Raw genomic sequence first — 14,455 nt, 5'->3', positions numbered from 1 at the left:
GGTCGCCTCAGCCCTCGGTCGCCCTCAGCCCTCGATCGCCCTCAGCCCGCGGTCACGGTCAGCCGGACGACTCCGTCGGGCCCGGCGACCAGCACCGGGGTGCCCGGACCGCCCAGGTCCGCGACGGCGGCCCGGTCCGCGTCGGACGCGGTGCCGGCGTCCGTCACGACCGCCGCCGCCTCCAGCGCCTTCGCCCCCGACGCCACCGCCATGGCCACCGCCGTCTGCACCGCGCTCAGCTTCAGCGACGGCAGGTCGACGGTTGCGGCGACGTACGTACGGCCGGTCTCGTCCCGTACGGCGGCCCCCTCGGGCACACCGTTGCGGGCCCGTGCCGAACGGGCCAGGGTGACGATCTTGCGGTCCTCGGGGGCGAGCTCGTGGGTGTCGGTCATGCCCCGAGCATACGAAAGCGGCGCGGCCGCCGTCCGGGCACGGGTGCTCCCCGCCCCGCCGCCCGGTCAGGGGCGGTCGAGGCGGAGGCGCTCGGCGCGCGGCAGACCGGCGACGACCAGGTCGTAGGAGTCCTCGATCAGCTCGCGGACCAGACGGTCGGCGAGGCCGCCGTCCACGGTCACGGTGTTCCAGTGCCGCTTGTTCATGTGGTAGCCCGGGACGATGAGACCGGGGTGCTCGGCGCGCAGCCGGACCGCGTCCTCGGGGTCGCACTTGAGGTTGACGGTCAGGGGCCGCGCGTCGAGGCTCGTCAGGGCGAAGAGCCTGCCTGCCACCTTGAAGACCGAGATCTCCGGCCGGAAGGGGAAGTCCTCCTCGGCCGCGGGGAAGGCCAGACAGCGGGCGCGCAGCTCCCCGGGGGTCACTCCGGGTTCTCCCCGTCGCCGGCCGCCACCGGGGCCACCGGCTCCACCAGCACCGTCACGATCTTGTTCCGGCGGCCGGCCGCGGCCTCCGCCGTCAGCCGCAGCTCGCGCCCGTCGGGCAGTTCGACGACGCTCGACGCCCCCGCGATCGGCACCCGGCCCAGCGCCTTGGCGAGCAGGCCGCCGACGGTCTCCACGTCCTCGTCGTCGTACTCCTCCAGGCCGTACAGCTCGCCGAGGTCGGTGATGTCGAGACGGGCGGTGACCCGGTGGCGGTCCTCGCCGAGCTTCTCGACGGGCGGGAGTTCGCGGTCGTACTCGTCGGTGATCTCGCCGACGATCTCCTCGAGGATGTCCTCGATGGTGACGATGCCGGCGGTGCCGCCGTACTCGTCGATGACGACGGCGACGTGGTTGCGGTCCCGCTGCATCTCGCGCAGCAGGTCGCCGGCGTTCTTGGTGTCGGGCACGAAGGCGGCGGGCCGCATCGCCGTCGAGACCAGCTCGCTCTCCGCGTGGCGGCTGATGTGCGTCTTGCGGACCAGGTCCTTCAGGTAGACGATCCCGACGATGTCGTCCTCGCTCTCCCCGGTGACGGGTATGCGGGAGAAGCCGGAGCGCAGGGCGAGGGTGAGGGCCTGGCGGATGGTCTTGTAGCGCTCGATGACGACGAGGTCGGTGCGCGGGACCATCACCTCGCGGACGAGGGTGTCGCCCAGCTCGAAGACGGAGTGGACCATGCGCCGCTCGTCGTCCTCGATCAGCGACTCCTTCTCGGCGAGGTCGACCAGCGCGCGCAGCTCCGCCTCGGAGGCGAAGGGGCCGCGCCGGAAGCCCTTGCCGGGCGTGAGCGCGTTGCCGATGAGGATGAGCAGGGACGGGATCGGGCCCATGATCCGCGCGAGCGGCAGCAGGACGTACGCGGCGGCCGTCGCCGTGTTCAGCGGGTGCTGGCGGCCGATGGTGCGCGGGGAGACGCCGACCGCGACGTAACTGACCAGGACCATCACGCCGATCGCGGCCAGCAGGGCGGGGGCGGTGCCGTCGATCTCCCGCAGGCAGGCGTAGGTGACGAGCGCGGCCGCCGCCATCTCGCAGGCCACGCGGACCAGCAGCGCCATGTTGAGGTAGCGGGTGGGGTCGGCGGCGACCTGGGCGAGCCTGGCGCTGCCGCGGCGGCCGGAGCGGACGGCCTCCTCGGCGCGGAAGCTGGAGACGCGCGCGAGGCCCGCCTCCGCACAGGCGGCGAGCCACGCGACGACGACCAGGGCGATCGCCCCGGCCACGAGGGTCGCGCTCATGACACGGTCGGGGCCGGGGAGGGACCGGTCAGGCCCTTCTCCGCGCGCCAGCCGTCCACGATGGCCGCCTGGAGGCCGAACATCTCGGCCTTCTCGTCGGGCTCCTCGTGGTCGTAGCCCAGCAGGTGCAGCACGCCGTGGACGGTGAGCAGCTGGAGCTCCTCGTCCATGGAGTGCTTGGTCGGGGCCTCGGCTCCCTGCCGGGCGGCGACCTCCGGGCACAGCACGATGTCGCCCAGCAGGCCCTGCGGGGGCTCGTCGTCGTCCTTCGACGGCGGACGCAGTTCGTCCATCGGGAAGGACATGACGTCCGTCGGCCCCGGCAGGTCCATCCACTGGATGTGCAGCTGCTCCATGGCATCGGCGTCCACGACGATCACCGAGAGCTCGGAGAGCGGGTGGATGCGCATCCGTGTCAGCGCGTAGCGGGCGACGTCGAGGATCGCCTGCTCGTCGACCTCGGTTCCGGACTCGTTGTTGACGTCGATCGACATGGTCGTGCTCGGTCTACTTCCCCTTGTGCCCGGACTGCCTGCCCCGGCCGCCCTTGTGGGTGCCGTTCTCGGTGCCGTGCTTGCTGTCGTACATCTCGTACGCGTCGACGATACGGCCCACCAGCTTGTGCCGGACGACGTCCTGGGACGACAGGCGCGAGAAATGCACGTCCTCCAGGCCCTCCAGGATGTCCTGGACCTGGCGCAGACCGGACTTGGTGCCGTTGGGCAGGTCGACCTGGGTCACGTCACCCGTGATGACGATCTTGGAGTCGAAGCCGAGGCGGGTGAGGAACATCTTCATCTGCTCGGGGGAGGTGTTCTGGGCCTCGTCGAGGATGATGAAGGCGTCGTTCAGCGTACGGCCGCGCATGTAGGCCAGCGGTGCGACCTCGATGGTCCCCGCCGCCATCAGGCGCGGGATCGAGTCCGGGTCCAGCATGTCGTGCAGCGCGTCGTACAGCGGGCGCAGGTAGGGGTCGATCTTCTCGTAGAGGGTGCCGGGCAGGAAGCCCAGCCGCTCCCCCGCCTCGACCGCCGGACGGGTCAGGATGATGCGGTTGACCTGCTTGGACTGGAGGGCCTGGACCGCCTTGGCCATGGCCAGGTAGGTCTTGCCCGTGCCCGCGGGGCCGATGCCGAAGACGATCGTGTGCTTGTCGATCGCGTCGACGTACCGCTTCTGGTTCAGGGTCTTGGGGCGGATGGTGCGGCCACGCGAGGACAGGATGTTCTGCGTCAGTACCTCGGCCGGGGTCTCCTGGCCGTCGCTCGTCCCGTTCTCGCTCGCCCGCAGCATGGCGATCGAGCGTTCCACTGCGTCCTCCGTCATCGGCTGCCCGGTGCGGAGCACCAGCATCATCTCGTCGAACAGGCGCTGGATCATGGCGACTTCCCGCGGGTCGCCGACCGCGCTGACCTCATTGCCCCGGACGTGGATGTCGGCCGCCGGGAAAGCCGTCTCGATCACGCGCAGGAGGGAGTCGCCGGATCCCAGCACGGTCACCATGGGGTGCTGGGCGGGAACGGTGAACTGTGCTCTCGCCTTGCCCTGCGCGGGCGTGTGAGCTGTGGGTGTCTGAGTCATAGGCCGGCCCGAAGGCCTCTACGTCCTCCCGGATGCGTCTCGCCTGCCACGAGGGCGGCCTGGCGAGTTCAAGGGTACGCCAGGGGGCTGACAACGCCGTAGGGCTTTTCGTACGGACAGCTTCTATGCCGAGCGGCGGAAGCCGATCGTCGGGACCGCCCGGCGCAGCGGCCAGGGTGCCGTCTCCTCGTGCGGGAGCAGGGCCTCCAGGAACGCGTACCGGCGCAGCGCGCCGGGGTCCTGGCCCTCGACCGACTGCACCCGGCGCCACCAGGCGGCGATCTCGGACCAGCCGGGGGCCGAGAGGGAGCCGCCGAACTCCTGGACGGAGAGGGCGGCGGTGAGTCCGGCGAAGGCGAGGCGGTCGGCGAGCGGCCATCCCGCGAGGGTGCCGGTGACGAAACCGGCCACGAAGACGTCGCCCGCGCCGGTGGGGTCCAGGGCCTCCACGGCGATCGCCGGGACCTCGGCGGTCTCGCCCGTCCGGCGGTCCACCGCGTAGGCGCCGTCCGCGCCGAGCGTGACGACCGCGAGCGGTACGTGCTCGGTGAGGGCGTGGGCCGCGGCGCGCGGGCAGCTCGCGCCGGTGTAGCGCATGGCCTCCTCGGCGTTCGGCAGGAAGGCCTCGCAGTGCTCCAGGTCGGCGAGGCCCGCGAGGTCCCAGGCGCCGGTGTCGTCCCAGCCGACGTCGGCGAAGACCCGGGTGCCGCGGCTCGCGGCCTGGGCGATCCAGGGGGCGCGCTCGCCGGGGGTGAGGGAGGCGACGGCGGCCCGGGCGAACGGCGGGTGCTCGGGGGCGGGTTCCTCGGGGGGCGGCTCGTGGCCGTGGGAGACCATCGTGCGCTCCCCCTCGTAGGCCATGGAGACGGTGACCGGGGAGTGCCAGCCGGGGACGGTGCGCGAGGCCGTCAGGTCGATGCCCTCGCCCTGTTCCAGGGCGTCCCAGCAGTACTCGCCGTAGTGGTCGTCGCCGAACGCGGCCGCGAGGGAGGTGCGCAGGCCCAGGCGGGCCAGGGCGGTGGCCATGTTGGCGACGCCGCCGGGGCTCGACCCCATCCCGCGGGCCCAGGACTCGGTCCCGCGCACCGGGGCGGAGTCGAGCCCGGTGAAGACGATGTCGAGGAAGACGGTGCCGGTCAGGTAGACGTCCCGGGGCGGGTCGCCGGGGGCGCGCAGGGCGGCCAGGGGGTCGACCCGGGCGGCCTGGCGGGTCCGGTGGTGGTGTCCCTCTCCGGTGGACGTGGTGGACGCGGTCACGGTGCGCTCCCTGGCGTGGTGGGGATCTGGCCAGTGTGCACCACGCCGATGACGACACGCCGTGCGTCACACGGACGGGGGGCCGCGTGGGGGGGCGCTTACGGGGGCGTACCGGGGAGCGCCGGTTCGAAACCCGCCCGCGGCGGCCGGGCAGCGGGCTTCGAGGTCCGGGCCGCGGCGGCACCGGACCGGTCCGACGACGGCGGTCGCCGTGCCCGAGCCGATCGGGGAGAGGGGGCGGCGCGGCCGTGGTGGGAGCCGGGGGCGTGGCGGAGGGTCACCAGCGGGGGACGGCGGGGGTGACCCAGGCGGGGTCGGCGACGCGCATCGCGGCCGTGTCGTCGCGCTCGCGCAGCGCGCCGTCGTCGTCGAGCCAGCGCCGGTGGAGGACCCGCAGCCGCTCACGGTCCAGTGCGACGCCGAGGCCGGGCGTGTCCGTGACGGCGACCTTGCCGCCGGTGAAGGTGAGGCGCTCGGTCAGGACGTCCTCCGACTGCCAGGGGTAGTGGGAGTCGCAGGCGTGGTGGAGGTTCGGCACGGTGGCGGCGACGTGGGTCATCGCGGCCAGGCTGATGCCCAGGTGGGTGTTGGAGTGCATGGAGACGCCGACGCCGAAGGTGCGGCAGACCGCGGCGAGCTGCTGCGTGGTGCGCAGCCCGCCCCAGTAGTGGTGGTCGGAGAGGACGACCTGCACGGCGCCCCTGGTGAACGCCTCCTGGATCTCGGCGAAGGTCGTCACGCACATGTTGGTGGCGAGCGGCACACCGGTCTCCGCGGCGACCTGGGCCATGGCGGGGATGCCGAGCGCGGGGTCCTCCAGGTACTCCAGGACGTCGCCCAGCTCCCGCGCCACCTTCAGCGAGGTCGCCACGGACCAGGCGCCGTTGGGGTCGAGGCGCAGCGGGTGTCCGGGGAAGGCCTCGGCGAGGGCGCGGACGGCGGCGATCTCCTCCTCGGGCGGGAAGACGCCGCCCTTGAGCTTGAAGGAGGTGAAGCCGTGGCGCTCGGTGAAGCGGCGGGCCTGCTCCACGACGCCGGCCGGGTCGAGTGCGGGGCCCCAGTCGTCCTGCTCGCCGGCCACGCCCTCGGGGTGGCCGGCCCACTTGTAGAAGAGGTACGCGCTGTACTCGACGGCGTCGCGCACCTTGCCGCCGAGCAGCGCGTGCACGGGCAGCCCGAGCGCCTTGCCGAGGGCGTCGAGGCAGGCGACCTCGAAGCCGGAGACGACGGAGAGCCGCAGCTTGTCGGCCGTCTGGACGCCGCGCAGGCCGCCCACGTCCACCTGGCCGAGGACCCGGGACCGGTCGACGGCCAGCTCGTCCGCGACGGTGAACAGGCCGTTGAGGTCGCTGACCTGACGCCCCTTGAGCCGCTCGGCGAACGGCCGGGCCAGCTCCAGGTACTTGATGTCGCCGTACGTCTCGCCGACGCCGGTGACGCCGTCGGCCGTCTCCACCTCCACGATCAGCCGGGGGGTGTACGGCTGGTGCACGCCCTGGGTGTTGAGCAGCGGCGGGTCGGCGACGAGGATCGGCGTGAGGCGGACGTCGGTGACGGTGAGGTTCACGGGGCGGCTCCTCCGAGGGCGGGTCCGGCGGTGAGCGGGTTCTTCCGGTGCGGCGAGCGGGGTCCGTCTCCCCACATAGATGTCATCCACATACGAAGATGGAGGTTAGGTAGGCGAACTGCGCCCGGTCAATGGGTCCCGGGCGGCGGCTTACGATCGGCGCATGGCGGAGACGGTTGGCGGGGGCGGCGTCCGTGAGGTGAAGTCGGCCGCGCGCACGGTCGAGCTGCTGGAACTGCTCGCGGCGCGGGGCGACCGCCCGGCGCGGTTGCAGGAACTGGCCGACGAGCTGGGCGTGCCGCGCAGCTCGATGTACGCGCTGCTGCAAACCCTGATCGGCCGGGGCTGGGTGCGGACGGACGCCACCGGCTCGCTCTACGGCATCGGCATCCACGCCCTGCTGACCGGCACGAGCTACCTCGACTCCGACCCGCGGGTCCGGCTGGTGCGACCGTACCTCGACGAGGCCTCCGAGGAACTGGGCGAGACGATCCACCTGGGGCGGCTCGACGGGCGGGACGTGGCGTACCTGGCGACGCGCGAGTCGCACGCATACCTGCGCACCATCAGCCGCGTCGGCCGGCGGCTGCCCGCCCACGCGGGCGCCCTCGGCAAGGCGCTGCTGGCCGAACGCCCCGACGGGGAGCTGCCCGAGGGCCCGTACGAGGCGCTCACGCCGCGCTCGCACACCCACCGCGCCTCGCTGGCGGCGGACCTCGCGGAGATCCGGGCGCGCGGCTACGCGGTCGACCGCGAGGAGGGCGTCACCGGCATCGTCGGCTTCGGGTTCGCGCTGCGCTACGAGGTGCCCGCGCAGGACGCGGTCAGCTGCTCGGTGCCGGTGGCCCGGCTGACGCCGGAGCACGAGGAACGGATCGTCGCGGTGATGCGGGAGATCAGGGCGAAGATCGAGGCCAGGGCGCCGGGGGCGGGCGGGGCCGTCAACTGGCGTTGACCGCCGCGCGTTTACCCGACCTTCCGCACCGCAAACCGCAAAGTGATCCAGATCACGGGACCCGCGCTTCTGCTCGCACTACGTGCTTGATACAAATTGCCCGCGCGTTCCTGTCCGTCGACGGTCGGCGCCCTCCCCCTTCCTCCGGTCTCGAGCCGCTCCTTTCGCACGCCCTGGAACGCCCGTGTTCTCCCCCCGCACCACTCCCTGGCCCCTCGTCGCCCTCTTCACGGCCGGGTACCTCGCTCCCTATCTGCTGCCCACCGTCGTGGGCCGGCTGGACGCCGGACTGCCGCTGTCCGCCACACAGGCCGGTGCCGTCGGCAGCGCGCTGCTGCTGAGTTCGGCCTCCGCCGGTTTCGCCCTGGCCTCCCGCGTCGAACGGATCGGGGCGCGGACCCTGGCCCGGACCGGACTGGCGCTCGCCGTCCTCGGGTACGGCGGGGCCGCGCTCGCCGGGAGCGTCCCGGCCGTCGTCGCGGGCGCCGTCCTCGGCGGCTTCGGCTCCGGTACGGCCACCACGGTCGCCGCCACCCGCATCGCCGCCCAGCCCGACCCGCACCGCGCCTCCTCGCTCGGCCTGCTGTCCGTCTCCGCGCTCGCGGGCGTCGTCTATCTGACGGTCCCGCACCTCGGCGGGGGCCACGGGCAGCCGCTGGCCGCGATCGCGCTCACCGCGCTCGCGGTGTGGCCGCTGACCGGCCGGCTCCCGCGGGCCACGGCGGACGTCCCGGCCCGGACCGGCACCGCCGACACCCGCCGCCCGCCGCACCTGCGCTCCGGGCTGGTCCTGGTCGCGGCGATGCCCTGCTGGTCCCTCGTGCAGAACGCCCTGTGGGGCGTCAGCGGGCGGATCGGCCTGACGCAGGCCCACCTCGGCGAGGCCACCGTGGGCGCCGTGTTCGCCGTGGCGCTCGGCGCCGGACTGCTGGGCGTCCTCGGCGCGGGCGCGCTGGGGCCCCGGCTGGGGCGGGCCGTGCCCATCGGCGGCGGGACCGTGCTGATCGCCGGGTGCGTGGCGGTGAGCGCGTCGGCGACGGGACTGGCGAGCTTCGCCGCGGGCGAGATCGCCTGGAACGCGCTGTACCCCGTCGTCCTGTCGTACCTCATCGGCCTGGCCGCCTCGCTCGACCCGCGGGGGCGCTGGGCGGTGCTGGCCGGCTCGGCCGGCTCGCTGGGGACGGCGGCGGGTCCGCTCACCGGCAGCCTGCTGTCGGCCCGGGCCGGGTTCCCGGTGATGGGGCTGGTGCTGGGCGCCGGACTGCTGGTCGTGGCGGTGCCGCTGACCGCGGTGGCCCTGCACACCGCGGGCCGCCCCCTGCTGCCGGGCACCGTCCGCCGCCGGGGCGGCACCCCGGCCGCCGTGGTCGCCGCGTCCACCGGCACCCCCCACGGCTCGGTCCCCCAGATCGGCGCCCCCGAGCAGCAGGTCGTCGACATCCCGGTCCCCGCCCCCGCCCGGCCCGCCCGCGACGCCTACGACACGGCCGGCCCACGCCGGGCCGGGGCCGGCGCGGGACCCGGGGCCTGAACGCAGCTCCCCCGGTACCGGACAAGGGGCCGGCCCCGGACGGCGGTGCCGTACCGGGGCCGGAGCCGGGCGTCGGTGCCGTACCGGGGCCGGGCGGTGGCGGTCGGGGTCAGCGGCTGCGGCGGGGTGCCCGGGCGCGGCGGTGGAGGTACCAGCCCGCCGCCGTGAGCAGGGCCGCCGCGGCGGCCGCCGTACCGATCGCGGCGCCGGTCGAGGCCAGGCTGCCGCCGGTGTCGGCCGTGGCGGACGTACCGCCCGTCGTGCCGGTGCCACCGGAGGCGGCCGTCCCCCCGGACGCCGACCCCGTGCCGCCGGAGGTGCCGCCCGACGAGCCCGCGGACGTGCCGCCGGTGCTCGCGTCGTCGTCCGTGTCCACCGGGTCCTGGCCGACGAAGGCGACCGGGACCTTCACGTCCTGGGAGCGGTCGCCGGAGCGGGTGTGGTCGGCACGGGTGGCCAGGACGCACGTCGCCTCGAAGCAGTCCGTGTACGCGTCCTCGGCGTCGACGGTCAGCTCGACCGAGAAGGTGCCGCCGGTGCCGTACGGGGTCGCCAGGCCCTCGCCGTAGTCCGGCGGGTCGGAGGAGATCCACGCCGAGCTGTGCGAGCCGCCGGTCATGTCGACGCCGCCGATGCAGGGCGTGGGCAGTTCGCCGTCGCCGTTGTCGACGCAGAGGGCGACGTAGATGCCCTTCTCCATGTCGTAGCCGGAGCCGGTGACCTTGAGGACCTGGTCCTCGGTGGCGAGGTTGTTGACCGGGGTGACGGTGAGCTTCTGGCCACCCGTGCCGGTGACGGTCCTGGTGCCGGACGGCTCGGTGTCCTCGCCGTCTCCGCCCCCGGTGCCCCCGGTGCCGCCGGTGCCTCCGGTGCCTCCGGTGTCCGTGACGGTCAGGGTGACCGGCGCGGTGCGGGTGGTGCCCGCGGTGTTCCCGAACTCGGCGCGGTAGGCGTAGCCGTCGTGCGCCGCCTTCGCGGTGAAGGAGTACGCGTTCCCCGTCGCGCCCTCGATCGTGGACCAGGTCTGGCCGCCGTCCGGGCTGACCTGCCAGCTCACGGTCGGCGTGGGGGTGCCCTCGGCCGCCGCGACGAACGTGACCTCGTCGCCGGGGGCGGCGGTCCGGTCGGTGGGGGCCTGGGTGACCTCGGGGGACATCCGCAGGTCGTACCGGAGGACCTTGCTCTCGGCCGCCCTGGTGAGGTAGACGGACGTGGCGCCGGGGGTGACGGCGACGCCGGCGTAGGCGCCCACCCTGACGCTGCCCGGCAGCGGGACCGCGTCGGCGGCCGGCCGGAAGGTCGCGCTGTCGAGGATCTCGAGCGATCCGGTGTCGTCCGTGGTGCCGTCGGAGACGTCCTCGCGCAGCACGAAGGCCCGTCCGGTGGTCCGGTCGAAGGCCGCCGCCATGGCACGGTCCTCGCCCGTGAGGGTGGCCAGCGGCTCGGCGTTCCGGTCGAAGACGAGCACGGAGGTCCCGTTGCCCACCCAGACGTCGCCGGTCGCCGGGTCCGGCTCGACGAAGGTGAGGACGTCGGCGGGGAGCTCGGCCGTGGCGGTCACGTCGAAGGTCGTGGTGTCGACGCGGCGCAGCACCGGCCGGCCCCCGTCGGTGCCGACGGACCAGGCGGCGCCGTGGGCGGCGTCCACGCCGAGCTCGCTCCCGCCCTCCAGGGTGACCGTGTCCTCGACGGTGCCGGTGGCGAGGTCGACGCGGCGCAGCTCGGGGCCCGCCGCGATCAGGACGGTGGAGGTGTCGGCGTCCTGGCCGACGCCGGTGTACGAGGCGCCGTCGGCCCAGATGCCCCGCGCCGTCGCGTCGCCGGACCTGGCGGTGCCGATGCCGCGCAGCGGGTAGTGGAAGACCACGCCGTCGCCGGGGAGGGGGGCGACGATCCGGCGGACCACGCGGGCGGCCATCGCGCCGTTCGCCCCGGGGGCCTGGGCGATGTGGCCGAGGGCCGTGCCGTTCGCGGCGTCCAGGACGTACAGGCCCTGCTCGGCCACGTCGGAGGTGTCGGGGATGTTGTCCGCGCCGACGTACAGGTTCCCCGAGTCGGGGTGCAGCAGGAGGTCCAGCGGGCGGCCGGCGTTCGTGGTGGCGAACTCCTTCTCGTCCGCCCGCACATAGCTGACGGTGCCCGGCGGGACGTCCACGCCGTCACCGCCGCCGTCGCCGGGTTCCTGGCCCTGGAAGGCGAGGGGGACGCGGACGTCCTGGGAGCGGTCGCCGGCGGCGTTGTGGTCGACGCGGGTGACGACCGAGCAGGCGACCTGGAGGCAGTCGAGGCCGCCGTCCCGCGCCGTGACGCTGAGTTCGACGTCGAAGGTGCCGCCCGCGCCCCAGCGGACGGCGACCGTGCCCGCGCCCTCGTCGGAGGCGTCCGCGGGGATGATCCACGCCGAGGTGCCGCCGGTCCCGCTCTGGTCGGCGCCGCCGAGGCACGGGGTGGGGATGCGGCCGTCGCCGTTGTCCTTGCAGACGGCGACGTAGATCCCCTTGGTGTCGTCGTAGCCGGAGCCGGTGACGCGGAGCTTCTCGCCGTCGGGGTCGAGGTTCGCGGAGGCGGACACGGTGAGCTTCTGGCCGTGGGCGCCGAGGGCGGTCCTCGGGGTGTCGGAGGCACGGGCGGCCGTGCCGGTGGTGACGGCGGTCGCCGCGGCGGCCACGAGCGCGGCGGCGCCGAGGAGCGCCGCCGGGCGTCTGTGCTGCATGGGAGTGTTCCTCACTGGTCGTGGGCCGCCGGACGCCGTCGGGCCGGGCCCCGGTGCGCAGGGCCCGGCCCGACGGCCGGTCAACCGGCGGTCACTGGAAGGTGATCGGGACGTGGACGTCGTACTTGCGGTCGCCGCTGTCGAAGTGGTCCGCGCGGGTGACGACGGCGCACTCGACGTCCTGGCCGCAGACGCTGCCGTCGTCGAGGGTGGCCTTGACGTAGATGTCCACGTCGAAGGTGCCGCCGGCGCCGAACGTGGAGCTGTTGGCGAACAGCCCGCCGAAGAGGTTGTTGACCCAGTGCGAGGCGCCGGTCGAGCCGTCCTCGTCCTGGCCGCCGAGGCACGGGGTCGGCTTGTTCGCGCCGGGCGCCCCGTCGACCACGCACAGGCCGACGTAGATGCCCTGGCCCGTGTTGAAGCCGGAGCCGGTGACGTTGATGACCTGGCCGGCCGCGGAGGCCGTGCCGGGGGCGGTCACCGACAGGTTGTAGGTGGTGCCGCCGTCGACGATCGTGCGGGTCGCGGTGGCGGCGGAGGCGGAGGTCGCCAGGCCCAGGGTGAGCGCGGCGGAGGCGGCCACGGCGAGGCCGGCACGGGCGGCGGTGCGGGCGGTGGGGACTCTCATGGCGGGAACCTTTCCGTCGGGGAGTCGAACTTAGGTAAGGCAAACCTAAGTACGAGCTGTGGGCGCTTGTCAACGGATCGCAAAAACCTGTCCCCACCTGCGGAAACCCGCCCTCCGGGCATGCCGGGGAGCGGACCGGCGGCCCGCTCCTGTGTGCCTGTGCAGACGGTGTCCACGGCTGCCGTCAGTGCGGCGCCGCGACCTCGAACCGGGTGCTCACGACGGCCCGCTCGCCGCTCACGGCCGTCAGCTCCACCGTGTGCTCGCCCTCGACGGCACCGGCGTACACCGGGAAGGTCCGGCCGACACCGCCCCCCGCGTCGGCGACCGCCTGGTAGCGCGTGTCGCCGTCGATCGCGACGAGGACCACCGCGCCGGGCGCGAAGCCGGTGCCCGTGACGGTCTGCTCCCCGCCCGCGGCCAGGGTGGCACGGGACACGGCGGCGGCGGGCTCCACGGGTTTCTCCTGTCCGGCGGGCCGCGAGGGCCCGGAGCCCGCAGCCGCCTGTGGAGAACCGCCGGCCGCCGTACCGGAGGCGGCCCCGGGGGCGTCACCCGCCCCTGTGCCGGAGGTGGCACCGGACGCGGTGCCGACCGTCACGTCGAACGCGCCGAGCCCGTCCCCCGCCGCGAACGGGCTCCCGCTCCAGGCGGACAGCAGCGCGGCCCCCTCCTCGGTGAGCGCGGCCCGCAGGCCGGTCCAGGTCACCCCGGCCGCCTGTACGGCGGGCCCGGCGCCGGAGGCGGCCACCTCAGCCAGTTCCAGCTCCCGCGCCCGCCCGTCGACGACCGTACGGGCGTGCAGCGCGCCCTCGCCGCCGGCCAGTTCCAGGCGCAGTCCGGCGAGGACGAGCGGGCGGTCCGCGGGTCCGCCGAGACGCGCCGCGCCGCCCAGTGCGACGTCGGCGGAGCCGCCTTCGGCGGCGACGGTGCCGGCCACGGCCGGGAACCGGGCCTGCCCGGCCGCCTGGGAGGCGGGCGCGGTGACCGTCAGCGAGACGCCCCGCCCGGCCAGGTCCCCCGCGGACGCGGACCAGTCCACGTGTCCGCCGGACACCTCGCGGGCCTCCCCGGCGGCCCGGCCTTGTGTCACCGCCGTCGCCGTTGCCGTTGCCGTCGCCGTTGCCGTTGCCGGACACCCCAGCGCGAGCAGGGCGCCGGCCGCCAGGGCGACGGCGCCGGGTCTCTTCACCATCTTCGGTTCTCCCTCCGGGAGACGAGGTCGCGTCAGTTCGTGGCGGAGTCGGCGGAGCGCCGCCGCCGGCGGACCCAGATCCGGGTCCCGGCGCCGGCCGCGACCAGCGCGGCCGCGGTGAGCCCGAGGGGCAGCGCGAGGCCGGAGCCGGTACTGGCCATGGAGCCGTCGGAGGCCTCGGTGGCACCGCCGCCGTCCGACCCGCCGTCCGACCCGCCGGTCGTGCCCGCCGTGGGCGTCGCGCTCGCGCCCGGCGTCGCCGCCGCCGTCGCGGAGGAGCCGGAGCCCGAGCCGGAGCCGCTCTGCGCGCCGCCCGCGGCGGCGAACGTCACGGGGATGCGGACCGTCTGGCTCTGGTCCCCGCCCCGGGTGTGGTCGTTGCGCGTGATGACGGCGCAGGTGACCCCGGTGGCGGTGCAGTCGGTGTTGGCGTCCTCGGCACGCACCTTGATCCGCACGCTGAAGGTGCCCCGGTGCGCGCTGCCGCCGTAGGGCTTCGCCAGGCCCTCGCCGTAGGAGGGCGGGTCGGAGGAGATCCAGACGGAGGCGCCGGACTCGCCGGACATGTCGACCCCGCCGACGCAGGGCGTGGGCGTCTTCCCGGCTCCGTTGTCCACGCAGAAGGCCACGTAGATGCCCTTCTCGGTGTTGTAGCCGGAGCCGGTCACGGTGACCGTCTCGCCCGCCGGGTCGAGTCCGGACGACCGGGACACGGTGAGTTTCTGCCCCTCGGGGCCCGTCGCCGACGCGCCCGCCGCCCCGGCCGGTGAGGCCGTGAGCAGCAGGGCGGACGCCGAGGCGACCGCGAGGAAACAGCCAACTCCGTGGCCGCGCAGGCCACTTGCCGATGTCATGGCACACCCCCACCACCAGAAACTAAGGGAAGGCTAACCTAAACTATTCGCT

The 14,455-nt window shown here is 74.5% G+C and carries 13 protein-coding genes; 2 read left to right on the top strand and 11 right to left on the bottom strand.

The features are described from left to right. Nucleotides 1-41: 41 nt before the first annotated feature. The 7 genes from ACZ3KJ_RS02470 to ACZ3KJ_RS02440 form a co-directional block, all read right to left on the bottom strand. Nucleotides 42-395 (bottom strand): cytidine deaminase, encoded by a 354-nt coding sequence (locus tag ACZ3KJ_RS02470; protein ID WP_467523968.1) that lies wholly within the window; start codon nucleotides 393-395, stop codon nucleotides 42-44. A gap of 66 nt (nucleotides 396-461) precedes the next feature. Beyond that, nucleotides 462-821, bottom strand: coding sequence for an MmcQ/YjbR family DNA-binding protein (locus ACZ3KJ_RS02465; protein WP_467523966.1), 360 nt, complete (start codon nucleotides 819-821; stop codon nucleotides 462-464). Then, nucleotides 818-2,122 (bottom strand): hemolysin family protein, encoded by a 1,305-nt coding sequence (locus ACZ3KJ_RS02460; RefSeq protein WP_467523964.1) that lies wholly within the window; start codon nucleotides 2,120-2,122, stop codon nucleotides 818-820. The genes ACZ3KJ_RS02465 and ACZ3KJ_RS02460 overlap by 4 nt, the downstream gene beginning before the upstream one ends. Next, entirely contained in the window at nucleotides 2,119-2,616 is a 498-nt protein-coding gene (gene ybeY / locus ACZ3KJ_RS02455) for an rRNA maturation RNase YbeY (protein WP_467523962.1), read from the bottom strand. The genes ACZ3KJ_RS02460 and ybeY overlap by 4 nt, the downstream gene beginning before the upstream one ends. Before the next feature lie 13 nt (nucleotides 2,617-2,629). Continuing rightward, entirely contained in the window at nucleotides 2,630-3,703 is a 1,074-nt protein-coding gene (locus ACZ3KJ_RS02450) for a PhoH family protein (protein ID WP_467523960.1), read from the bottom strand. 123 nt (nucleotides 3,704-3,826) lie between these two features. Next, nucleotides 3,827-4,960, bottom strand: a complete 1,134-nt coding sequence (locus ACZ3KJ_RS02445) for a carbohydrate kinase family protein (protein WP_467523959.1) — start codon at nucleotides 4,958-4,960, stop codon at nucleotides 3,827-3,829. Nucleotides 4,961-5,237: 277 nt separating this feature from the next. Continuing rightward, nucleotides 5,238-6,527 (bottom strand): glucarate dehydratase family protein, encoded by a 1,290-nt coding sequence (locus tag ACZ3KJ_RS02440; RefSeq protein ID WP_467523957.1) that lies wholly within the window; start codon nucleotides 6,525-6,527, stop codon nucleotides 5,238-5,240. Between the two features lie 163 nt (nucleotides 6,528-6,690). Here ACZ3KJ_RS02440 and ACZ3KJ_RS02435 point away from each other — a divergent pair, with 163 nt between their 5' ends. Together ACZ3KJ_RS02435 and ACZ3KJ_RS02430 are read left to right on the top strand one after the other, a co-directional pair. After that, complete coding sequence (locus ACZ3KJ_RS02435; RefSeq protein WP_467523955.1) at nucleotides 6,691-7,482, top strand: IclR family transcriptional regulator; 792 nt, start codon at nucleotides 6,691-6,693, stop codon at nucleotides 7,480-7,482. Nucleotides 7,483-7,666: 184 nt separating this feature from the next. Further along, nucleotides 7,667-9,013, top strand: coding sequence for an MFS transporter (locus tag ACZ3KJ_RS02430; protein ID WP_467523953.1), 1,347 nt, complete (start codon nucleotides 7,667-7,669; stop codon nucleotides 9,011-9,013). A 109-nt stretch (nucleotides 9,014-9,122) separates the two neighbouring features. Here the strand turns inward: ACZ3KJ_RS02430 and ACZ3KJ_RS02425 are convergent, their stop codons facing one another. The 4 genes from ACZ3KJ_RS02425 to ACZ3KJ_RS02410 form a co-directional block, all read right to left on the bottom strand. Continuing rightward, nucleotides 9,123-11,726, bottom strand: a complete 2,604-nt coding sequence (locus ACZ3KJ_RS02425) for an immunoglobulin I-set domain protein (RefSeq protein WP_467523952.1) — start codon at nucleotides 11,724-11,726, stop codon at nucleotides 9,123-9,125. Nucleotides 11,727-11,817: 91 nt separating this feature from the next. After that, nucleotides 11,818-12,354, bottom strand: a complete 537-nt coding sequence (locus tag ACZ3KJ_RS02420; RefSeq protein ID WP_467523951.1) for a hypothetical protein — start codon at nucleotides 12,352-12,354, stop codon at nucleotides 11,818-11,820. A gap of 184 nt (nucleotides 12,355-12,538) precedes the next feature. Continuing rightward, nucleotides 12,539-13,549 carry an HtaA domain-containing protein gene (locus ACZ3KJ_RS02415; protein WP_467523950.1) on the bottom strand — a complete coding sequence of 337 codons (1,011 nt, stop codon included), beginning with the start codon at nucleotides 13,547-13,549 and terminating at the stop codon, nucleotides 12,539-12,541. Between the two features lie 32 nt (nucleotides 13,550-13,581). Further along, complete coding sequence (locus ACZ3KJ_RS02410; protein ID WP_467523949.1) at nucleotides 13,582-14,403, bottom strand: hypothetical protein; 822 nt, start codon at nucleotides 14,401-14,403, stop codon at nucleotides 13,582-13,584. Nucleotides 14,404-14,455 lie beyond the last annotated feature (52 nt).

The organism is Streptomyces sp. NPDC003248, assembly GCF_055563235.1.
The sequence above is the reverse complement of the archived record's forward strand: the minus strand, read 5'-3'. Positions and strand labels throughout refer to the sequence as shown.